This is a genomic window from Enterobacter sp. Cy-643 (genome assembly GCF_011752815.1).
In the GTDB taxonomy this organism is placed as follows: Bacteria; Pseudomonadota; Gammaproteobacteria; order Enterobacterales; family Enterobacteriaceae; genus Cedecea.
This window is the reverse complement of the sequence record NZ_VWWV01000002.1, coordinates 700,926-722,531: the sequence shown is the minus strand read 5'-3', so window position 1 is coordinate 722,531 and position 21,606 is coordinate 700,926. Positions and strand designations below refer to the sequence as shown.

The following is a 21,606-nucleotide window of genomic DNA, read 5'->3' as shown; positions in this document are numbered from 1 at the left end:
GTGTTTTGGGTTTGGATGCCAGGACATTCCCTGTTTCATCACCTCTACTGGTTCGGGAAGGTATGCTGGCCGATATCCCCGCCCGGGCGTATTCAGAAAACAGGTGTGGCGTGGCCTGCCCGGCCTCACCCGCGATAGCGTAATCGTGTCATCATGCTCAGAAGCAAACATAGCAATCCTTTCATCCAGTTTACCGTCCCCCAGATAACCAGAGATTAAAACCTCATCAGCAGTATCGAATTTGTATTATTTGTTAAGCTTCGTAACATATAGATAAATAGGCTCTAACATGTGATGCTGCCGCCAGCAATACTGCAGCGATATAAATCGAGGCACACCTCTTAATGGATGGAAATAGTGCGGGTTCTGATATTTCAGCCAGGCTCACTTACAGAAAGGCGAATCCCGGCCATTAACGGTGACAGAGAAACATCTAAAAACTCATCTCACCATTTGAAGCTATTGTTATATAGCGGTTATTTCATTCTGACTTAATACATCCATTTACATTTAGATGTAACGAAGTATACGTAGTAATTAATAATCTTATCCCCACGGCGCGAGGGTTAAGAGTAATGTTTTTCCCCTTAACTCCCTACCATGCCTTTGTATAAAACTGTATGCTTTGTATAAACAAGTGAAGTAGTGCTTATAAAGCGTATGTCAGCTTATTGAACTGTTTAACGGCTATGGCAGCAATGTTGCGTTTGATTTTGCAATGTTAAATTTGATTATTTGTATATGTGAGGGAAATAAATTCTCTGAGCGATTAATACAGGGGTTTATAATATTGCGCCGCGGCCACGCATTATTATCTTGCTGGGTGATAATGTTTCAGCTTTGAAAGTACTTTGCGCCGTGGGCGTGTTTTTTATTATTTCACAATGAATTTTTTATCACGTCCCGCGTTAAATAACGCGAGGGCGTTAACCGCGGATGAGGATGTTTCTCACCGTACCTGCCGGCTCAGAAATATTTCGTCGGCTTTATCAATAAAACCACATGGAAAGGAAATATCATGCTAAATGCAGTAAAAAAAAGCGCCTGCGCACTCGCTGTGCTGGCCACCCTCTCTACCGCCGCCATGGCCGAGAGCGTTAGTCTCGGCGTCACCGGTACCATTACCCCCCCGTCCTGCAAGATGGCGCTGGGCGGGAACGGTACCATTGATTATGGTTCCATTGATTATAACAGCTTGAAACGGGACGAATTTACCATTCTGGATATAAAAAGCATCGATTTTAACATCAACTGTGATACGCCGACTAAAGTGGCGCTTATTGCCAAGTCTGAGCGAGGTGAGAGCGCAGCTGCTCACGACGGTGATGATCTCGCTGAGATTTCTTCTGGCAATGCACTTTTCGGCGGTACTAATATTGGTGCGGCAGGTTTGGGCCTGAGTGGGGATAAAGGTGTGGGCGGCTATGGCCTGCGTATCGATGGATCAACAGTCAATATTAATGGTACTCGTAGAGGCATTGTACTCTCCTCTGATGATAATGGCTCCGCGTGGAGTAAATCAACATATGGAAGTTTCTTTAATAATACTGCCGTGCGTTATATGTCTTTGTCTTATCCTGAGGCGACGGGGCCGGTTTCTGTCAAAACACTTTCAGCCAACCTGGATGTCCAGGCCTACATCAACAAGGCCACCAAGCTTGACATATCCAAAGAGACTGCGCTAGACGGCATGGTCACCATTGAGCTGGTCTACCTGTAATTCACCTGTTGACCGGGTCTCGTGCCCGGTTTTTTTCGGCCGTCGCCGGCCATTTTTTCTTTTTGTTTACCGACATGGATAATTTCCCGCATGAACCTCTCTGCTTTTTGCGCGGCCTTTGCGGCCGCCCTGTGGCTGTTCGCCGCCGACACTCTGGCTACGGGCGTGCTGCCCGAGACGTCGGTGGTTATCGTTGAGGAAGGCAATGGCGAAGGTACCATTAACCTGCAAAACACTGACAGCTTTCCCGTTCTGCTGCTGACCACCCTCCAGGATATCGAGCAGGACACCGAAAAGCTGCTGAACGTGACGCCACCGGTGGCCCGCGTTGAACCCGGCAAGGCCCAGAGCGTCCGCTTCATGCTGACCGCCAAAACACCGCTGAAAACAGAGCGCCTCAGGCGCGTGGTGTTTGAAGGGATACCCCCACAGGAAAAAAACAAGAAAGTAATACGCATGACGGTGCGCCAGAACCTGCCGGTCATCATTCGTCCTGCCGGCCTGGCACCGGATGAAGCGCCCTGGAAACGTCTGATATGGTCACTGAAGGACGGCAGACTGAACGTCAGCAACCCCTCTGCGTACGTTGTGCGTCTGGGGCAAGAAATGACCACGCTGCCTGACCAGGCGAGCTGGACGCTGCCGCACTCCTATATATTGCCGGGCCAGCAGCTGGCGCTGACGCGCCAGGCGAAGCGGGGTGACGCCGGGGCTGGCACAGCCCGTAAAGTACGTATCTCGCCTGCCACCACCTGGGGAGTTACCGTCGACAGCTATGAAGCACCACTGACTCCGTAAAAAGAGGGATGACAAGGATGTTGTATTCGATGCCATGCCATCGGCGGCCTCTGCCGGGGGGGCTGCTCTCGCTCGTGATTGCCGCGCTCTTTACTGCCCCTGTCGGGGCGGCCGCTGAACCTCAGACCCACGATAACCTGACCTTTGATGCTGGCGCACTGGGCGGTCGCGGTATCGATCCTGCTATTGCCGCCCTGTTTGGTCAGGCTCCGCGCTTTCTGCCCGGCGAAAGTACCGTGGCGCTCGTCGTCAACGGGAATGCCCGCGGTCGGGTGCGCGTGAAATTTGATGAGGCGGGCGTGTTGTGCGCCGACCGGGCCTTTCAGCGCGAGGCGGGACTGGTGTCCCCCCCAGGGTATACGGACGCCGCAGCCTGTTTTGACCTGCGCCTCGCCTGGCCGCGGGCCGGAGTACAGCCCGAACCGGGTGAAGGCAAGGTTATTCTGGTTGTGCCGCCTGAAGCGCTCAGCGCGCCGGGCGATGAAGACGGCAACTGGCAGCACGGCGGCGTGGCCGCCATGCTCAACTATGATACGCAGTATCTGAGCTCTTCCGGCGGCGACGGGGGGCTCAACTTTGGCCAGCTTAATACCGAAGCCGGATTCAACGCCGGGGACTGGATAGTCCGCAGCCGCCAGACTTTTACCCGCTTTAACGGTGATGACCGCATCCATCACCAGGCAGTCTACGCACAGCGCAGCTTCATCGGCATTAAAAAGGTGCTGCAGGCCGGTCAGATCGGCCTCTCCAACTCGCTGTTCGGCACCGGCCAGGTGCTGGGCTTTCAACTGTTTCCCGAATCGGCGCTGACGTCCGGTCAGGGGGGCTCCGGGCTGGTCGAGGGGGTTGCACAGACGCAGTCCGTGGTCGAGGTTCGTCAGTCCGGCGTGCTGGTTTACAGCACCGTCGTGCCGGCCGGGCCGTTCCGGTTGCAGGGGTTCTCCCTGCTGAACACCCGCACCGACCTGGATGTTACCCTGGCCGGCAGCAACGGCGAGAGACGCAAATTCATTGTGCCGGCCGCCACCTTGCTGGCGCGTACGACGCTGGTCTCTCCGGGGCTGTCGTTCGGCGCCGGCCGACTCGAACAGCAGGATGGCAAGGCGCCGCTGCTGGGAACGGTGGCCTCCGGCTGGCAGCTTACGCCATTTACCACCCTGAACGCCGGCATACTGGGATCAGCCCCTTATCGGGCCGGTTCGCTGAACCTGGATACCGGGCTGCTGGGGCTGACCCGTCTCAGCCTGCAAAGTACCCTGGCGCAGGATGCAGACCACGGCAATACCGGCACTCTGCTGTCTGCCCTGCTCAGCAGCAGCCTGAGTGAGCAGCTGAGCGTCAACGTCAACGGGCGTCAGCAAACCGCAGGCTATCGTGAACTGAGCGATGCGCTGCAGCGAACCGACCAGGACAACCCCAACAGTCAGAGCCGCAGCCGGTATCAGTGGGGCAGCGGCGTCAGCTGGTCAACAGAGGGGCTGGGTAGTCTTTCACTCTCGTGGGCGCGCAGTACCACCTTTGCCGGCAACAATACTACTTACCTGCGCGGCGGCTGGAATCAGCAGTTTGGCCGCGCCTACCTGGGCGTCAGCCTGGAACACAACACCGGCACCCTCAGCGGTCAGGCGGACGACCGCCTGTATGTGTCATTCAGTATGCCGCTGGGCGAAGGGCGTAACTTCAACAGTTACCTGAACACCGCCAAACGCAGCGCCCGTACCGGCGTTCGCTACAGTGACCGCTCCAGTCAGGACTGGGGCTGGAGCATAGCTACCGACCGCGACCTGCGCAATCACCGTTCGTCGGCCGGCGGCAACCTGGACTTCGTCACGCCGGTCAGTCAGCTGAACGCCAGCGTCAGTCATGACAGCGATAGCTATACCAGCTGGTCGATGCGTGCCAGCGGCGCGGTCGTGTTGCATGACAGCGGCATCACCCTGTCCCCCTACGCCGTGGCGGACACCTTTGGCATTGCGCGGGTGGGGAAAGAGTCCGGCGTTCGACTGGATACGCCGGCGGGTCCGGTGTGGACCGACTGGCGGGGGTTCGCGGTAATACCGACGCTGAACCACTATCGGCGTACGGCCATTCAGGTAGATACCCGAAGCCTGGCGAAAAATGTTGATATCGGCAATGCCTTGCAGGAGAGCGAGATGGCGCGGGGCGCCATCGGCCGGGTGGATTTCGATGTGCTTCGTACCCGGCGCGTGCTGGTCGAGGCGGCAATGGCTGATGGCAAACATCTGCCGCATGGTGCCAGCGTGTTCAGCGCTACGGATGAACTGGTCACGGTGGTGAGTGACGAAGGCACGGTCTTCGTGCCGGATGCGGCGCCGGGGATGCGCCTCACGGTGCAGAGTTCCGGCCAGACGGTGTGCACGATGTCACTCGAGCTGCCGGAGACGGCAGAAACGGGTCTTTATGAAAACACCACGGCGACCTGCCGGTAAGGAGAGACGATGAACATGTTTTGTAGGCGATGGTTACTGGGGGGGTTGATGGTGGCCACGGGCGCCAGCGCTGCCGACGCCATCATGCCCCCTGACGTGGGGGTGCTCCCAATGCCAATATTGCCACCGGATACGCGCTGCCGACTGTCGGTCAGCAATCCGCTGATCGATTACGGAGTGATGTCACGCTGGCAACTGGAAGATATCGGGGCCGGCCGCGTGTCGCCGGGCACGCGCTCGCTGACGATAAGCGTGGTCTGCCCCTACTCACGGACGATGATCCTGCAGGTTGAGGGGGAGGGCCGTGAGGGGGGGTTGCGCTACGGTGAGCATGGCACTACCCGCCTGCGCCTGCTGGATGCACAGCTGGACGGCAACGCGGTGGAACTGCACTCGGTCACGCCGGATGGCGTTATCACGGAGAGTGACAGACACAGGCTGGCGCTCAATGCGGGGCAGCGCCTGGCGCCCGTGATGCAGGGAAGGCTGGCTGAAGGCAAGATATTGACGGCACGGCTGGAGATACAGCCGGTACTGGCGGAAGGCGATGCACGCGTCAGCAGCCGGCAGCGCAGCGAAACGACGCTGACGCTGACGCTGGACGACGAGTAAAACAATATTGCCGGATACTGGCGCGATCTCCGGCGTGAAATGAATGATGGCGCAGAGAGTGAGCCAGTATGACGCTCAGGTAGCGGACAGTGGTCGGTCAGCGCCGGCTGCTTTTCCCGCTATCTGAGTATGGCTTTGATATGAGAGAGTTTTGACGCACTTGAATTAGCCAGCTTGCTGGATTTCAGGCATAAAAAAAGACATCGGTTCCCTACAGGGTTCGAACAAAGACAATAAAGCCATTGTTATTACAGTGTTTTTCTCTGTTAGAAAAACGCCGGAGCCCCCAATTTTGCCCCCAATCGTATTTCGCTGAAAACATCTGCGATTTCGAGCTCGGTGATTGTAATGGTGATCTACCGCGCTGCCAACATCCCCGGATAGTACTATGCGATGATATCGTTCATCTTCTCAATCAGCTCCAAACGCTTAAATGTCAGATGCGCTGTTCCCTTCTGAAAGTAACGAATAATGAAGAACTCATCCTCGTAAGCATCCTTAGCTGGATTATCACGAATATGTTCCATCAATCGGATAGAGATATCACCCCGGTTGTCGGGAATAGGTTTGCCATCGAGTAAAAACAGCATCCTCTCCAGATCCGCCAGTTGATCACGTCGACAGCCCCAGTTCAGACTAAACCCCACCGGTTATGAGTCACCAGATTATTGATGATGAGCTTCTTATCAAATCTACAGCGGTGATCAAACTGTACCTGCTCAACGAACAGGAAAAAAATATCCTTATCACTGCCAGTGAAATCATCTCCGATGCCGGCGGAAAAATCAGTGCCACACTCGGGGGGACCTATAAGGCACTGGCGGATGAGATCTCCGGCAACATCAGAAATTTTCAGGGTAAAAAAATCAGGAGTTATCAGGACGCACTGGCAGCCATGAATAAAATATACGCCAATCCCCGGTTAAGACTGGCTGAGGCGGATAAGAATGCGGTGATCAACGCCATTCGTTCACTGAGCTACGATGATTTAGCTTACCGGTTCAGTGGCCTGGAAAGAGCCTTTGTTTATGCTGACCGCGTTCTCAAAGTGAAGAAAGTGGCCGACGGGGTGATCATCGGGATACAGACCAACAACTGGCAGCTTCTGGCGCTGGAAGTGGAAGCGATGGTGCTGAGCGGAGTTGCAGGCTCGGTTGCGCTTGGGATTATCACGGCTATCCTTGCGCTGCTCGCCGCGCAATTGTCCTTTGTACCGACGATTGTCTTTACAGCACTGGGGATCGTCGCCATCATCAGTGTGGCTCTGGCGGCATCCTATATTGACGCCGCGCTGGCTGATAAGATAAATAATGCTGTCGGTGATATTCTCCCTAATTAGGGATGAAGCGGGGTTAACCCCGCTTTTTTAACTGACGGGAGCGCCATACCGGGTAGCAGTAAAATAAAAACAACCAGATAAAAAAGTAATTTGTCAAAAATATGCCCAGATAGTATGGCAGTAACAGATATTCATCTCGGGCAATCAGTTTGATTATTCCCCGGAAGTTAGCGGAAAGATTTGTGCCCCCAAGGTACAGGAAGAAATACATTCCCGTCGTGAACAGAATGACCACGGGAAGAAGACGCAGCCATCGCTTCATATCCAGCTTGATTGTATGGATATCCAGTTTATTTCTGAATAACACAAACATCACCACCGGGAATAAGGGGGCGATTTTTGTGTAGGTGGATGCAATGACACTTATGTTGTAGTGTTCTTCCGAATAACTCAGTTCATGGCCGGACGACAGGGAAAATAAATACCTGAGAAACGCTGAGTCCGGGGAGATGTAGTAGCACACAAACACCACCACAATCGGGATAAAACCCAGTAATAAAGATAACAGTGAATACTTAATCAGTCCTTTGCCTTCCATTTTTGCTCCCCAGCTATAATAAATTTCGTCTGTAAGCATATAACATCGTCGGGTTACAGCAACCCATGAAGCCCAGGGATATTATCCCACTGAGAATGTCATACGGTATTTACCCAGTGATGTATTGCACCAGCCTTACACCAGAGTATGGCTCCGTCGGGAGGGAACAGATTCAGATCACAACCTGATAGGAGTCCGCTTGGAAAACGGAAAATATCCTAGGCTAAGCCTGTTTTTTGTACAGACTGCTGTCTACGGAGCGCAACGAACGGAATTTCCCCTGTCCCAGCTTGAGGTTTGTTCGCCAGACGTAATCTCCGCTAAGGTTGATGTGTTCCCATCCCAGAGGGGACAGATGAGAAATCAGCTGGTCATTGAATGGGATCCCTTTTCGCTTCAGAGAATCTATGGCTCTTTCTAAATGGCAAACGTAGCCTTACGTTGCCGATGATCCGACGTTTGCACGATCAGTTCGGGATACCACTGGAAAGCCTTGTTGGCGTTTAAAGTAATGACATGCAGCACATGTGAAGTTGAACCGGATGCGGCGGGTGAGACCCTGTACACCTCCTGTTCTGGTGTTGTATGCGTATCAGAGCCAGAGCTGCCGTGCTTTACTGCCAGCGAGACTCCATTGCTCATTGAGTTCGCTGATAAGCGCCACATCAGCATGGGTGACAGGAGAAGATATGAGGTTATTGTTACGCCTTATGTCTGATGTGATTTCCCGTTTTTTAGTCGCCAAAGAGGGGCTTTATTGCCCCTCTTGACGCTTAGCGCAAGGAAACTTCGGCAATTTTTGCGTTGAGGGCTTCCTCAAGCAGTGGTTTGCCTGAGCCAGTAAGCCATTCAGCAAAGCTTGTTAAATGACCAAATGCCTGCTTTAGCTCCTCAATATTAGCCGAGCCAGCCAGACGCCCATCGTCAACCAGTTCGGCTAACCTGTGCAGAAAAGTATTTTGTTCCAGAAGCGAGTCATCAAAGCGGCGGTAGGTAACCGGCTCTCCGACAGCCTGGGTCAGAAGTTGCTGTACACGCCTGCCAGTCATTTCATCGCCGGAGATATCCAGTGCCTTTCCGCTAAAACGCTTTGGTTCAGCGAAGATAGCCGCCACAATATTGCCGATATCTTCAACCGCAATAAGCTGCATCGACTGATCTGACCTCATAAAAAACGTCAGTTCTCGCTTTTCCAGCCCCATGCCGGGTAGCAACAGGATTTCCATAAAGGTTGCCGGGCGCACAATCGTGAAAGAGAGATTCAGGGCCAGGATGTGTTCCTCGATCTCTGTTTTGCTGTCGAAGTGCCCCATGCCAGTTTTACCTTTTCCGGCTGCAGCGGCCGAGGAATACACCAGATGCTGAATGCCATGTTTTACGGCACTGTCGGCGATGGCCTTGCCGTAGCGGATCTCTTGCTCATCGAGCATGCCGTAGGCAGCGCCTTGTCCGGAGCTGGGCTGCACGCTAAAAACGCCCCAGGCACCAGCCATCGCATTATCTATGGAACCTGCATCAGCAAAATCTCCGCTGACGATCTCTACTCCTAGGTTTGCAAGCGCCCGGGCTTTGGCATGATGAACATCCCGAACAAATGCTCGCACTTTCCAGCCCTGGCTTATCAACGCCGCGGCGACTGAACCGCCTTGTTGCCCTGTTGCCCCAAACACTAAAATTGTCTCACTGTTCACATTAGTAACCTTATGTAACTATAGAAGGTAACAGAATAGAACTAACTGATTTATTCTGTAAGACGGCACCTTTTTGTGCCCCAGTTACATGGAGATAACCTTTGGAAAAACTTATTCACGGTCGACCTTATAAGGATACGACTAAAGGGCCTATGCTTACCCCTTGTGCCCCCAACAGTATCCTGGTGAGGCTGGGTGACAAATGGACTATTCTGGTAATGTCGATGCTGGCGCTTTCTCCGGATCAGCCCATGCGTTTTTCGGCCATTAAGCACGGTATTCCGGCGATTTCACAACGAATGCTGACCCTGACGCTTAGAAACCTTGAGCGCGACGGGCTGGTACTGCGCCACTATTACGCCGAAGTTCCCCCCCGCGTGGAATACCAGCTAACCCTAAGAGGAAAAACAATGCTGCCCGCACTGGAGGGGTTTACCGGCTGGATCAAAGAGAACTGGCAGGCTATCGAGGAATCCCGCAGAGTATTTGATGCTATTGAGGCGGGTGAGCGTGAGTCTAAGCGCTGAGGCTTTGTTCCATTCGCCGGCGAATTCGCCTGGCTGCTGGCATAATCAGCAAAAAAACGCTGGAGGCCGTGTAAGTCTCCCAGTATTAGTTCCACACACTTTTTGAGAGTTCCGGTTTTTCAGCCATCAGCCTGTACTCTTGACCCTATCCACCTAATCCGCACTCAGGCTAACAAGAATCATTATGAGGCAATGTTAAGTCTGGATATTCCAATTCGACTAATATAATCCCCATACCACTGCAACATCTCCCTACGCTGTTCAAGATACTGCGCATGGTTGTACGTGCCACGAATAGTGTTTTTATCTACATGAGCCAGCTGTAACTCGATCCATGCCGTGTTGTAGCCTTGTTCATGTAGGATAGTGCTCATCGTGTGCCTGAAGCCTTGCCCTGTAGCTTTTCCGTGATACCCAATCCTTTTTAGTACCTGATTGATGCTCGCTTCACTCATTGGTTTAGTTATGTCATTACGGCCAGGAAATACCAGGTTATAACGGCCTGTAACAGCTTGGATTTCTCGTAGTGCAGCCACAACTTGATCAGATAATGGTACCAGGTGAGGTCGGCGCATTTTCATCCTTTCGACCGGCACTTCCCAGACACGTTTATCGAAATCGAACTCTTTCCATTCAGCCATGCGGAGTTCAATGGTTCGAACGCCTGTTAGCATCAGAATCTTTGTTGCTAGCCGAGTTATTGGGCTCCCAGAATAAGTAGAGAGAGCCTCTAAGAAAGCAGGAAGTTCATCTGCTAACAGGTGGGGGTAGTGCACAGATTTTGGCGAAGTTAATGCACTTGCCAGCTCTGAGGCAGGGTTAGTCTCAGCTCGACCAGTGACAATCGCGTAACGAAAGACTTGGTTGCAGGCCTGACGGATCTTTCGAAGCTTGTCGAGGACGCCACGTTTTTCGAGCTTACGAAGCGAGTTGAGGATCTCCAGAGGCTTGATCTCTGCAATTGGGCGTTTACCGATATCCGGGAATATATCGTTTTCAAACGCTTCCATAATGTCTTCAGCGTAACCCTTCGACCAGTTAGGACGTTTATATTCATGCCATTCCAATGTGATCGCTTTAAAGGTGTTTTCTACATTGGCTTTTTGAGCTAGCTTTTCAGCTTTCTTCTCTTCACTCGGATCGCCACCTAAAGCGACAATTTTGCGTGCTTCTTCGCGCTTGAGCCTGGCATCGGCCAGAGAGATATCAGGATAAACTCCGATAGAAAGTTTTTCTCTTTCCCCAAAACACGATATTTAAAGCGCCAATACTTCGCACCGTTAGGCTTTACTAACAGATACAGACCACCGCCATCGGTGAGCTTGTATTCTTTTTCTTTGGGTTTTGCAGTATCAATCTGTCGTGCATTTAGTGGCATAAGGGGCCCCTAATTTCCATTGAACGAGATGAGCCCCCTCAAAGGCCCCCAGGTACCACTTGATTTGGGTGTAACTGAGTTGACCTCGGTAGAGCTCGTGACAGAAAAATTCAGTAATATCAGGGAGTATAAAAGAGAAAAAGCGAATTCAGTAGAGGTGTGTTGACGTCGAAATGGTACGCCCTACAGGGTTCGAACCTGTGACCTACGGCTTAGAAGGCCGTTGCTCTATCCAGCTGAGCTAAGGGCGCACGGAGTAATGCAGAGAAACATTACGGCTTGATGCGGGGTGGATTATACGGTCAGCACCTCTTGAGTCAATGGCTTTTCAACCACCTGCGCGACAATTGAGCATAAACCCACATCAGTGCCTGACAGCGGGCCGCGCATCTGACAAAATAGCAGTAACCCCCTTTCTTAACGTTTACAGATGGAATTCTCTCTCTGATGGCAGCAAAGATTATTGACGGTAAAACGATTGCGCAGCAGGTCCGGCTTGAAGTTGCTGAAAAAGTACAAGCCCGAGTTGCCGCAGGAAAACGTGCCCCTGGTCTGGCCGTTGTATTGGTGGGAGCGAACCCTGCATCCCAGATTTATGTCGCGAATAAACGCAAAGCCTGCGAAGAGGTCGGTTTTGTCTCCCGCTCTTATGATTTGCCGGAAACCACCAGCGAAGCGGAGCTGTTAGGGCTGATCGATGCGCTAAACGCGGACGCCGAGATTGACGGCATTCTGGTGCAGCTGCCTCTGCCTGCCGGGATCGATAACGTCAAAGTGCTTGAGCGTATCGATCCGGACAAAGACGTAGACGGTTTCCATCCGTATAACATTGGCCGTCTGTGCCAGCGCGCACCGCGCCTGCGGCCGTGTACGCCGCGCGGCATCGTGACACTGCTGGAGCGCTATAACATCGACACCTACGGCCTGAACGCGGTGATCATTGGCGCGTCCAACATTGTGGGGCGCCCGATGAGCATGGAACTGCTGCTGGCCGGTTGCACCACGACCGTAACGCACCGTTTCACCAAAAACCTTCGCCAGCACGTTGAGAACGCCGACCTGGTGATTGTCGCCGTGGGCAAACCTGGCTTTATTCCGGGTGAATGGATTAAAGAAGGCGCTATTGTGGTGGACGTCGGCATCAACCGCCTTGAGAGCGGGAAAGTGGTCGGGGACGTAATTTATGATGAAGCCGCCGCCAAAGCCTCGTATATTACGCCGGTTCCGGGTGGCGTAGGCCCAATGACGGTTGCCACCCTAATTCAGAATACCTTGCAGGCCTGCGAGGAATATCATGATGTTGATGGAGAGTAATAATGGCAACCTTCTCACTAGGTAAACACCCTCACGTTGAACTGTGCGACTTGCTCAAGCTGGAAGGCTGGTGCGAAAGCGGTGCGCAGGCAAAGGCGGTGATTGCCGAAGGCCTCGTGAAGGTGGACGGTGAAGTTGAAACCCGCAAGCGCTGCAAAATTGTGGCGGGCCAGACCGTAAGTTTTGAGAGCCTGAGCATTACCGTTCAGCCTTAATTCCGCGAGCCCCTTTTCTGAATGAAGAGGGCAGGCATCAACTCTCCTTGCCGTTCAGGTGAGGGAGAGTTGATGTGTTTGTCCCACCTCCAATCTCAATAACCTTCTCAATGCCGGCCTAAAAACCTGCGCCACTTCAAATATTCGATAACAATATGGCAACAACGCAGATTTCAGTTGCGGGCTAAAAATCGTTTCGGCACTCTAGGTAGAACGTTCTAGTAGAACGTTCTACCTACCATAAAAACGCGTGAACAGACAAAACGCGGTTACTGCGTCTGCACCGGGGGAAACGTCCATGAGTCTGTTGTCCAGTGTTGTTAAATCGTTATCAAAGCTTTCCATGATTGGCCGTGCGTTAATGCTGCCTATCTCTTTACTGCCTGCTGCAGGTTTACTGCTTGCCTTCGGCGATAAGTTTCACTTACCGCTGATGATGAACGCGGGCGGGGTTATCTTCGATAACCTGCCTATGCTGTTCGCTATTGGTTCTGCCGTGGGCCTTGCTGCGGAATCGGGTATTGCCGCGCTGTCGGCGGCGGTGTCTGTGTTTATCATTAACATTACCATTGGCACCGTTATGCACATCACGCCGGAAATGGCCTCTGCGGGTGGGAAATATGCCATGGTGGTCGGCATCCCGACGCTGCAAATGGGCGTTTTTGGCGGACTTATCTCCGGTATCCTGGCGGCGTGGTGCTACAACAAGTTCCACACTATGCAATTGCCTGAATTCCTGGGCTTCTTCTCCGGCAAGCGTTTTGTTGCCATCGCGACGGCGTTTCTCTCCTTCCTGTTAGGGATGGTACTGCCGTGGGTGTGGTCGTACATTCAGTCCGGCATTGATGCGCTGTCCGTGGTGGTTAACGGGGATAATCAGGCCGCATCAACCTTTATCTTCGGGCTGGTTGAACGCGCATTAATCCCGCTGGGTCTGCACCACATCTGGTATCCGTCCTTCTGGTACTCCTTCGGGGAATACACCACCCATACAGGGCAGGTGATTCACGGCGACCAGACGATTTGGTTCAAAATGCTGGAAGAGGGCGTGAAGTCCTTCAGCAGCGACAGCTACCAGAATGCCGGTAAATTCATGCAGGGCGAGTTCCCGCTGATGCTGTTCGCGCTGCCTGCGGCCTGTCTGGCGATGTACCATGAAGCCAACACTAAAAATAAGAAAATTGCCTCTGGTATTCTGTTCTCCGCGGCGCTGACCTGCTTCCTCACCGGGATCACCGAGCCGGTTGAGTTCACCTTTATCTTCGTTGCTCCGATTCTGTATGTGTTCAACGCGGTGATGGCTGGTCTGTCTTATATGTGCATGTATCTGCTGCATGCTCATATCGCCAAATCATTCTCCGCCGGGATGATCGACTACATCTCCTTCGGGATTCTGCCCTCCTTCAATGGCTACCAGACTAACTTCCTGATGGCGGTGGTCGTGGGCGTGCCGATGGCGCTGATTTACTACTTCACTTTCCGCTTCGTTATTCGCCGTTTCGACGTGAAAACGCCGGGCCGCACCGAAGTGACCGCCAACGCCGGAGACAAAACCGACACCGAGCTGGCGGGCGATATCATCGGCCTGCTGGGCGGGGCACCTAACATCAACTCCGTGGGTTCCTGCATCACCCGCCTGCGTCTGGAAGTGGACGACAGTTCGATGGTCGACAAAGATGGCCTGAACAGTCTGGGGGCTCGCGGTGTGGTATTCGTCGGCGATTCGGGTATTCAGGTCATATTTGGTGCCAGAGCGCAATTTATTGCACAGACAATGTCGACGATGATCGGTAAATAATGTAATACCTTTCGGCCTCCTGTATGTTTCAGGGGGCTGAAATTTATGGATGTGCGGTTACAGGGGTGGAATGAAAAAGGTCAACATCATTGATGTCGCTGAGCGAGCGGGCGTCTCGGTTTCGACGGTTTCGCTGGTGCTGCGCCAGAAGGGCAAGATCTCTGAGGCGACCATTGATAAGGTCAATGCCGCTATCAAGGAACTGGGCTACGTGCATAACGTTGCCGCCGCCAACCTTCGCTCCAATACCTCTAACCTGATCGGTCTGATTATTCGCGACTTTAACAACTCTTTCTCCGTCAACGTCACCGCGAGCGTTGTCCAGCAGCTCGAAAAACAAGGCTACATGGTGTTTCTTGGTCAGCCGCGTGACGGAGAACAACAGCTGCGAAACTGCCTGACATCATTTAGCCAGCAGGGCGTTGCCGGGGTGATTTATCTGGCCGCAGACTGCCACTCCGCTGATGTTCCCCTGGCCATTACAGAGTGCCCGCTGCCTACGGTGGTTATCTCTGAATCAACCATTACCAGCACGCGCGATGTTATTGGGCGGGATAATCGTCAGGCCGGTAACCAGGCCACGCGTTTTCTTATTGAGCGCGGCCACCGCAATATTGCCTGGCTGGGAGGTACAAAAAGTTGCCTGATCCGCGCTGAACGGCTGTCTGGCTACCGCAGCGCCCTGCAGCAGTACGGCTTGCCGTTCAGAGAAGAGTGGGCGCCGGAATGTGCAGACGACACGTCGGCTTCGGCTTTTGTCACACGCCTGATGCTGGAAAAGAGTAACCAGATCACCGCCATGCTGTGCCACTCTCCGGCGGCGATCATTGGCGCCATCACCGGTATTCAGCAAGTGGGCCGCACAGTAGGGAAAGACGTTTTCTTAACGCAGCAGGTCTCTCTGATTGGTTTCGAAGACATGATGTACATTAATCTCACCTCGCCGAGCTTTACCTATGTTTCCGCGTCCAGTGAAGAGACCGGGCGACAAGCCGCCGCATTAATTGTCAGTAAAATTAAACAGCCGGAGCTTCCTGCCCAGCGGATCACCATCTCTGGTGAACTGGTGCCGCGTGAATCTGCATAGTGGAAACACCGCAGATCGCGGAGAAACAGGGCGCTCCGGGCTGGACACGCTGAAAGGGAATATTGCCAGACAGGATCCTCTCCCTGTTGGGAGAGGGGAACCGCGGGGCACCTGATTAGCGGTGAAGTTCACCCGCCGCTTCAGGCTGGTAGTGCAAAGCCAGCACTTCAAGGTGAGTCTGGCTGCCGTTTGGCAGTGCCCAGTTGATACTATCGCCAACCCGCAGGCCGAGCAGCGCGGCACCGACCGGAGCCATAACGGAAAGCTGATTATCGCTGTCGGTCAGGTTCGCCGGGTAAACCAGCGTGCGCACGTGGACTTCCTGAGTGCTTAAATCGCGAAATTCTACGCGGCTGTTCATGGACACCACATCCGGCGGCATTTTATCCGGGCTGCACATCTGGGCGCGATCCAGTTCGGCGTTGAGCGCCTCTGCCACCGGGGCTTTGGCGTACTGCGGCTGTTCCAGCAGGCGGTCAAGGCGTTCGGCGTCTAGTTCGTTAATGATGATGGCAGGTCTGGACATAGTTCTCTCCGTGTAAAAAAGCAGGGCACTCATGTGCTGAAATCGTACAAAGAAAAACCCCCACCGAAACCGGCGAGGGTTGTTCACGTAGGAACGATGATACTGAGCTTAGCCCTGAGTTGAAAGCGAGATCGGTCACATTTTGATTTCCCCCGGGCGCCTTACAGAATCACGCTCCCCAGCGCCGCCAGCAGGAAAGCAATGGTACCGATCAGCGTTTCCATTACGGTCCAGGTTTTCAGCGTCGTTTTCTCATCCATTTCCAGGAAACGCCCCACCAGCCAGAAGCCGGAGTCATTCACGTGAGACAGGACGGTAGCGCCGCCGGCAATCGCGATAACGATAAAGCAGAGATCAAACTGGCTGAGGCCCGTAGTGGCTTCGACCATCGGCGATACCAGCGCGGCGGTGGTCGTCAGGGCAACGGTTGCTGATCCCTGAGCAACGCGCAGCGCGGTCGAGATAACAAAGGCGGCAACGATAACCGGCATGCCTGTGTCTGACAGTACGCCAGCCAGCGCGTCACCAATGCCGCTTGCGCGCAGCACGCCGCCGAACATACCGCCCGCGCCGGTCACCAGGATAATGCCGCAAATCGGGCCGAGCGCGCCTTCACATACTTTTTCAAGATGCTGGCGGCTATGTTTGCCGCTGAAAACCATCAGGGCAAAAAAGACGGTAATCAGCAGCGCAATAGGCGTTTTGCCCAGCATGCGCAAGAAGTTCACCAGCGTATTGTCGGCGCTGACCCAGCCGAGCACAGTGGCGGTGTTGAGGCCGGTATCAAGGAAAATAAGCACCAGCGGCATCAGTAATATTGTCATTACCATGCCGAATGACGGCGGCTGGTGGTTCTCGTCCACTTCCACTTTACCGAGGAAAGAACTCGGCAGAGGGATATCGAATTTCTTCCCGGCATACAGCCCGAAGAGATAGGCCCCGATATACCAGGTTGGGATGGCGATAATCAGCCCCACAACAACCAGCAGGCCGATGTTAGCGCCCAGCAGTTCGCTGGCGGCCACCGGGCCTGGATGCGGCGGCAGAAGCGCATGCATTACCGCAAAAGCACCGGCCGCAGGGAGCGCATATTTCAGGGTTGAACCGCCGAATTGCTTCGCCACGCTGAAGATGATCGGCAGCATGACCACCAGGCCCGCGTCAAAGAAGATCGGGAAGCCAAATAGCAGCGACGCGATGCCCAGTGCGAAAGGGGCCCGGTGAGCGCCAAAGGTCCCAACCAGGGTATCCGCCAGCACTTTTGCGCCGCCGGAAATTTCCAGCAGGCGGCCAATCATGGCGCCTAGCCCAACCAATAAAGCGACGCCTGCCAGGGTGCTGCCGAAGCCGCCCAGAATCGTGGGCACAATTTTGTCAAACGGCACGCCGGTAACGAGTGCCACAATGACGCTGACCAGGGTCAGCGCCAGGAAGGCATGTACGCGAAAACGCATGATCAATACGAGCAGGAGCACGACGGAACAGGCGGCGATACCCAGCAGGCTTCCTGCACCTAAACTTGTTGTTATTTCGGTCATTTTATTTTCCCAGTGGCAAATTCTCAGATGAATGCACCAAAAGCACGTTATCGGGTGATGCTGATACCGGTAACATGATATCGGTAACATTGGGCCGTCTGTAAATGAACTCTGTAATGTTTGTTAACATTTTGGGACGAGGTTCAAACAATCAAAATAATCAGTGCGAAAGGTGAGCGGGGGAATTGTCTGGCTGGGGAAAATCTGACACGCGCCAGATTTACATCGTCAGTAAACGAAATAAAGCGCGGGCCGCCGTGCTGCACGGGGCCCGCCTGTTTTTAACGAGCATGATGCTCCGCTATTGGCAACAAGAGCTCTTTGAGGATTTCATAGCGCTGTTGCGGCGAGAGCCAGATAAACCCCAGCAGTTTTTGCTGGCTGCCTTCACGCTCGAACTGCGCCTTCAGCTGCAGTAAATACCGTTTTGTTCTGTTCATGGTTACCTCCAGATCCGTTATCTGAAGGCTATAACCAAAAAACCGGAACAAATAGTGATGCGATTAATTTTTGGCTTCAGTATTTATCCTGTCAGTAGCCAACCTCGTCCAGGCGGAAGTTCTTCCCGCAGTTGCCGGGGTGTTTCTGTGGGGAGAATGAGGCGCTTTGCAGCGGCTGGTTAATCTTGTCTGCCACCAGGGAGATCTGCATTTCCGTGAGGTAGGCGGGATTACCGTCACAGGTGAGCTTGATGGCATCCACTGCATCGCTGCCCCAGGTTTGCTTCACGGCTTTGTTAAACGCTTTGCGCGTCACGGTTTGGCCGTAGTTTTGAGCCAGGAACTGGCCAAAGGTGCTGTGTTTCACTTCCCCGTTCAGGCGCACCATCGTGCCGAAATAATCGTCGGGGTTAAACCCAAAGCAAACGCCGTGCTTGGCGTATTCGTAGCGCTCAAGGCAGGATTGCCCCCCCGCGCCGGGCATCACGCCCGCCAGCTTTGAGGCCATTTCAACGGAAAGCCCGGTATCTGGCGCGGCGCATTTGTTTGAGGCCCTCGCTTCGGCCATATTCGGTACCGGGCGAGTGGCGCAGCCGTAGCGCATCCAGCGTTTTTCATCGACGCCGCGCGAGGCGACAGATTTTGGCAGCCCCGGCCAGAGGCCGTGGACGGTCAGAAAGGCACTTTTATCCGCCTGTTCCTGCTGGGCTTTACACTCAGCGGGTTCGTTGCGATTGCGGTCGTGCATGCTCTGGCAGAAGCCGGTTTGCCAGGAAAGCGCCAGCACGTAGCGATCGAAATCTCCGTACTGGCTGGGCTGCAGGGCGTCGGCAAACGCTACAGAGCTTATGAAGAGTGGTGTACAAAGCAGTAAATGTCGCGGTGTGAAATTCATCATTATTCTCATATCTGTCCTGGAGGCGGGCTTATTATAGGCATAAAAAAAGCGCCTGATGCAGGCGCTTGAAACGGTGCTGCCCGCGGGTTAGTGAACTACCGCTGCAGCAGGAACCAGAATCTCCGTGGCGATAATCACCACAATAAGACCGACGGCGACCGGCACAGAGGTGCGTTTCACGACTTCGAAAGGTGAGATTTTTGCCATCCCCGCGACGGCCACCACCACGCCGGAAACCGGAGAAATGGTGCGGCCCAGGTTGGAAGCCTGCAGCATCGGAATGGTCAGGTATGCAGGGTTAATCCCGGAGGAGTGAGCCAGTTTCGGGATCATTTCGACAAAGGCATAGAACGGTGCGTTACCGGAGCCGGTGGTCATGGCCGCCAGCATGGTCAGCACGACCAGCACCAGCATCAGAATAATGCTTGCGGAACCGAATGAGGTAGCAATGGAGATCAGGCTCTGAATAAAGCCGATGGTGCTTAAGCCCTGGGCAAAGACGCCGGCGGCAACCAGCAGCATCACCACGTTGGCAAAAGCGTCCGCCATACCACGATAGCAAACTTCCATCCCGGAGAAGACGTGCTGCGTATTGAAGCTGCGGAAAAACTCAATCATGGCAGCAATCAGAATACAAATAACCAGAATGGTAATGATGTGCAGCTGCGGGCCCCATTTCCCGTCAAAAATCAGTACCCCGACAATCGGCGTAAACGGCAGGATGGCGTAGAAAGAAGGCGCGGAAGTCTGAATTTCACTCACATCCAGCATTTCGTGGCTGATGTGCTCTTTCTTGTCGAGATAGCGCTGCCAGAAGAAGTGCGCGATTGCCATGCTGATGATGGCGGCGATAGAGATAGGAATGGTCGTTTTAAAGGCAAAGTCGACCAGCGACATTTCAGAAGCCTGAGCGGCCAGTACCACATCTCCGGAAGTCGGCGCCAGGATAATAGCGGCCGGGGAAGCGCAAATGGCAGCGGCAGCGCCACGGCTGATACCGACATTGACCATGACCGGGAACAGCGTAGCCATTAACAGTACCCCAAGCCCGGTTGCGGAAGAGACCGCCAGCGACATCAGGCAGGCGACGAAGTAGGCGGCAATCATCAGTAAGTAAGGCGAATTGATGAATTTCAGCGGCTTAGAGGCCAGCTTGACCACTACATCGTTGGCGCCGATATGGGTCATATAGGCGGCAAACCCGCAGAGCATCATGATCATCATGCCAAGATCGCCGCCGCGGCTCATCAGCAGAATTTTGACATATTCAAAGATGTCAGTAGCGGTGTAGCCGGTGCTTTCCGCGCTGGCAGGCAACACTTTATGCCCCATTAGCGCGCTGACGATAAGTAACAACAGCCCGCCGACGAACAGTACGCCGGTGGCGGAATAGCCTTTGATGATGTAGCGGGCAACGCCCACAATCACCACGACCCCGATAATAAGTTCCAGAATGGTAAGCATAATATCCCCTGATACGCTAAGGCGCTCTTCGGCGTCCTTACGCTTGCGGCCAAAAGTAGTTTTCTCTCAGAAAATTAAAATAGTGTTTTTTTACAGACGACTGTAAAGGGCTAAGAATTTGCCTCAGAACCCGTGCAGAGTTTCTGATGAGCATCAACTTTCGTTGCAACGGATCAACTTTAGGCAAAGCTTTTGTGGGTTGCATTACGTTTATTGGCCGCGATGATGAAAAAGAGGGAATAAAAGTTGTACGGAATTTGTAGATAAAGTCGCCAGTACGTTATGTGGAAATAGAAATTATTTTTCTGAATTGTTAATGGCGAGATTTTTCGTAAAGCATTTAAAAAACGCTTTAAAATGCGAAAGGCTGCCCCCTATACTGCCGATCTCTTTTATGTCGGGGTTTTTATGCTGCACACCTCCCTTTGGTCGACAAGCCGCTGGCGCTTTATCAGGAAGCATCTTTTGATGCTGCTGCTGGCGTTGGGCTGGTTTTTTGTCAACAGTCAGGTGGCGATAGCGTCTTACGATTGCCCGGTTGATATGACCGCGGGCCCAATGGTAGCCCCGCATACCGATTCCATGCAGATGCCTGACAAGGCGATGCAGGCGAAACTCAGTAACCCGCTTTGCGAAAAACACTGCGTGCCTGACGTTATGCAAAAAGACAACGGGCACAGCTCGCTGGTGGCGTTACCGGTTGCAGATACCCTTGCGCTGGTTGAGCCTCAGTGTTCAACGGTCGTTGAATCCGCCCCTTATGTTACCCCTCCCGCCACAGGACCTCCGGCAACCATTCGTTTTTGCCGCTTTAGAGAATAACTCCAGCACCGTCAATGCTTTGGGGCTTTGCCCATTTCCTTTTTGACTGTGTTTTGGAGATAAATCATGTTTAACGCTATTCGTTATGCTGCGGCCGGTGCGCTGCTTGTTGTTGCTGCTTTCCCTGCTATTTCCGCTGAAACTTCCCACGATATGCCCTCAATGAAGGGGATGTCTGACATGCCTGGCATGGCAATGTCTTCTGATGCGACTCCGGCGACTAAAGCCTATAAAACCGAAGGCGTAGTGAAGGTAATCACCGCCGATACCGTGTCTATTGCCCATCATCCCGTTGCCGAACTTGGCTGGCCAGCCATGACCATGACGTTCGCTTTGCCGAAAGACGGTTCGCTGCCGGCGTTAAAGGTGGGGGAGAAGATTGCCTTCTCTTTTACCCAGCATGCGGCCGGGTATCAGTTAGCTTCCGCAACCCCGCTTAACTAACCGAGGT

Annotated in this window: 19 protein-coding genes, 1 tRNA gene and 5 pseudogenes; 13 read left to right on the top strand and 12 right to left on the bottom strand. The window is 53.5% G+C overall.

Annotated elements, in window-relative coordinates; all coding sequences use genetic code 11:
• Positions 1 to 1,018 precede the first annotated feature (1,018 nt).
• From F3J29_RS11755 to F3J29_RS11740, 4 genes are all read left to right on the top strand, one after another.
• Positions 1,019 to 1,720, top strand: coding sequence for a DUF1120 domain-containing protein (locus tag F3J29_RS11755; RefSeq protein ID WP_166866245.1), 702 nt, complete (start codon positions 1,019 to 1,021; stop codon positions 1,718 to 1,720).
• Between the two features lie 90 nt (positions 1,721 to 1,810).
• A complete protein-coding gene (locus F3J29_RS11750; RefSeq protein WP_166866243.1) occupies positions 1,811 to 2,518 on the top strand; it encodes a fimbria/pilus chaperone family protein in 708 nt (235 codons plus the stop codon).
• A gap of 29 nt (positions 2,519 to 2,547) precedes the next feature.
• The gene (locus F3J29_RS11745) at positions 2,548 to 4,968 is read left to right on the top strand and encodes a fimbria/pilus outer membrane usher protein (RefSeq protein ID WP_166866242.1); all 2,421 of its coding nucleotides are present in this window, start codon (positions 2,548 to 2,550) and stop codon (positions 4,966 to 4,968) included.
• Positions 4,969 to 5,079: 111 nt separating this feature from the next.
• Positions 5,080 to 5,580, top strand: coding sequence for a DUF1120 domain-containing protein (locus tag F3J29_RS11740; RefSeq protein ID WP_286175316.1), 501 nt, complete (start codon positions 5,080 to 5,082; stop codon positions 5,578 to 5,580).
• A 386-nt stretch (positions 5,581 to 5,966) separates the two neighbouring features.
• Here F3J29_RS11740 and F3J29_RS11735 read toward each other — a convergent pair.
• Positions 5,967 to 6,277: pseudogene (locus tag F3J29_RS11735) on the bottom strand (DUF4942 domain-containing protein); the annotation flags it as partial.
• Between F3J29_RS11735 and F3J29_RS11730 the strand changes: the two are divergent.
• Positions 6,233 to 6,919 (top strand): colicin immunity protein, encoded by a 687-nt coding sequence (locus F3J29_RS11730; RefSeq protein ID WP_166866238.1) that lies wholly within the window; start codon positions 6,233 to 6,235, stop codon positions 6,917 to 6,919. The pseudogene F3J29_RS11735 and the gene F3J29_RS11730 overlap by 45 nt on opposite strands.
• Positions 6,920 to 6,932: 13 nt before the next feature.
• On the opposite strand, the gene F3J29_RS11725 is transcribed toward F3J29_RS11730, so the two are convergent.
• Positions 6,933 to 7,457 (bottom strand): hypothetical protein, encoded by a 525-nt coding sequence (locus F3J29_RS11725; RefSeq protein WP_166866237.1) that lies wholly within the window; start codon positions 7,455 to 7,457, stop codon positions 6,933 to 6,935.
• 223 nt (positions 7,458 to 7,680) lie between these two features.
• Positions 7,681 to 7,881: pseudogene (locus F3J29_RS11720) on the bottom strand (Tn3 family transposase); the annotation flags it as partial.
• Here F3J29_RS11720 and F3J29_RS22945 point away from each other — a divergent pair.
• A pseudogene (locus F3J29_RS22945) lies at positions 7,872 to 7,964 on the top strand (transcriptional regulator); the annotation flags it as partial. The pseudogenes F3J29_RS11720 and F3J29_RS22945 sit on opposite strands and share 10 nt — an antisense overlap.
• Positions 7,965 to 7,980: 16 nt before the next feature.
• On the opposite strand, the pseudogene F3J29_RS22940 reads toward F3J29_RS22945, so the two are convergent.
• Both F3J29_RS22940 and F3J29_RS11710 read right to left on the bottom strand, forming a co-directional pair.
• A pseudogene (locus F3J29_RS22940) lies at positions 7,981 to 8,151 on the bottom strand (IS1 family transposase); the annotation flags it as partial.
• Positions 8,152 to 8,230: 79 nt separating this feature from the next.
• Entirely contained in the window at positions 8,231 to 9,148 is a 918-nt protein-coding gene (locus F3J29_RS11710; protein ID WP_166866235.1) for an NmrA/HSCARG family protein, read from the bottom strand.
• Between the two features lie 101 nt (positions 9,149 to 9,249).
• On the opposite strand from F3J29_RS11710, the gene F3J29_RS11705 reads away from it, so the two are divergent.
• Positions 9,250 to 9,675, top strand: a complete 426-nt coding sequence (locus F3J29_RS11705) for a winged helix-turn-helix transcriptional regulator (RefSeq protein ID WP_166866233.1) — start codon at positions 9,250 to 9,252, stop codon at positions 9,673 to 9,675.
• 182 nt (positions 9,676 to 9,857) lie between these two features.
• Here F3J29_RS11705 and F3J29_RS11700 read toward each other — a convergent pair.
• A pseudogene (locus F3J29_RS11700) lies at positions 9,858 to 11,053 on the bottom strand (tyrosine-type recombinase/integrase).
• A gap of 174 nt (positions 11,054 to 11,227) precedes the next feature.
• A tRNA-Arg gene (locus F3J29_RS11695) sits at positions 11,228 to 11,304 on the bottom strand.
• 196 nt (positions 11,305 to 11,500) lie between these two features.
• On the opposite strand from F3J29_RS11695, the gene folD reads away from it, so the two are divergent.
• The 4 genes from folD to malI all read left to right on the top strand — a co-directional run bounded on the left by folD (position 11,501) and on the right by malI (position 15,467).
• The gene (gene folD / locus F3J29_RS11690; protein WP_166866231.1) at positions 11,501 to 12,367 is read left to right on the top strand and encodes a bifunctional methylenetetrahydrofolate dehydrogenase/methenyltetrahydrofolate cyclohydrolase FolD; all 867 of its coding nucleotides are present in this window, start codon (positions 11,501 to 11,503) and stop codon (positions 12,365 to 12,367) included.
• Positions 12,368 to 12,369: 2 nt separating this feature from the next.
• On the top strand, positions 12,370 to 12,582 hold the full coding sequence (ybcJ, locus tag F3J29_RS11685) for a ribosome-associated protein YbcJ (protein ID WP_045781631.1): 213 nt from the start codon (positions 12,370 to 12,372) through the stop codon (positions 12,580 to 12,582).
• A 298-nt stretch (positions 12,583 to 12,880) separates the two neighbouring features.
• Positions 12,881 to 14,380 carry a PTS transporter subunit EIIC gene (locus F3J29_RS11680; RefSeq protein WP_008455993.1) on the top strand — a complete coding sequence of 500 codons (1,500 nt, stop codon included), beginning with the start codon at positions 12,881 to 12,883 and terminating at the stop codon, positions 14,378 to 14,380.
• A gap of 70 nt (positions 14,381 to 14,450) precedes the next feature.
• Positions 14,451 to 15,467, top strand: a complete 1,017-nt coding sequence (gene malI / locus F3J29_RS11675) for a Mal regulon transcriptional regulator MalI (RefSeq protein WP_166866230.1) — start codon at positions 14,451 to 14,453, stop codon at positions 15,465 to 15,467.
• Positions 15,468 to 15,582: 115 nt separating this feature from the next.
• On the opposite strand, the gene rnk is transcribed toward malI, so the two are convergent.
• The 5 genes from rnk to dcuC all read right to left on the bottom strand — a co-directional run bounded on the left by rnk (position 15,583) and on the right by dcuC (position 20,333).
• Positions 15,583 to 15,993, bottom strand: coding sequence for a nucleoside diphosphate kinase regulator (rnk, locus tag F3J29_RS11670; protein WP_166866228.1), 411 nt, complete (start codon positions 15,991 to 15,993; stop codon positions 15,583 to 15,585).
• A gap of 161 nt (positions 15,994 to 16,154) precedes the next feature.
• Complete coding sequence (locus F3J29_RS11665) at positions 16,155 to 17,531, bottom strand: GntP family permease (RefSeq protein ID WP_166866227.1); 1,377 nt, start codon at positions 17,529 to 17,531, stop codon at positions 16,155 to 16,157.
• 281 nt (positions 17,532 to 17,812) lie between these two features.
• Positions 17,813 to 17,971 carry a hypothetical protein gene (locus F3J29_RS11660; protein WP_166866225.1) on the bottom strand — a complete coding sequence of 53 codons (159 nt, stop codon included), beginning with the start codon at positions 17,969 to 17,971 and terminating at the stop codon, positions 17,813 to 17,815.
• Between the two features lie 91 nt (positions 17,972 to 18,062).
• The gene (gene rna, locus F3J29_RS11655) at positions 18,063 to 18,869 is read right to left on the bottom strand and encodes a ribonuclease I (protein WP_166866224.1); all 807 of its coding nucleotides are present in this window, start codon (positions 18,867 to 18,869) and stop codon (positions 18,063 to 18,065) included.
• An 87-nt stretch (positions 18,870 to 18,956) separates the two neighbouring features.
• Positions 18,957 to 20,333 carry an anaerobic C4-dicarboxylate transporter DcuC gene (gene dcuC, locus F3J29_RS11650; protein ID WP_166866222.1) on the bottom strand — a complete coding sequence of 459 codons (1,377 nt, stop codon included), beginning with the start codon at positions 20,331 to 20,333 and terminating at the stop codon, positions 18,957 to 18,959.
• A 408-nt stretch (positions 20,334 to 20,741) separates the two neighbouring features.
• Here dcuC and F3J29_RS11645 point away from each other — a divergent pair, with 408 nt between their 5' ends.
• Together F3J29_RS11645 and F3J29_RS11640 are read left to right on the top strand one after the other, a co-directional pair.
• On the top strand, positions 20,742 to 21,155 hold the full coding sequence (locus tag F3J29_RS11645; RefSeq protein ID WP_353620552.1) for a DUF2946 domain-containing protein: 414 nt from the start codon (positions 20,742 to 20,744) through the stop codon (positions 21,153 to 21,155).
• 66 nt (positions 21,156 to 21,221) lie between these two features.
• On the top strand, positions 21,222 to 21,599 hold the full coding sequence (locus tag F3J29_RS11640; protein ID WP_166866221.1) for a copper-binding protein: 378 nt from the start codon (positions 21,222 to 21,224) through the stop codon (positions 21,597 to 21,599).
• The last annotated feature ends 7 nt before the right edge of the window (positions 21,600 to 21,606 follow it).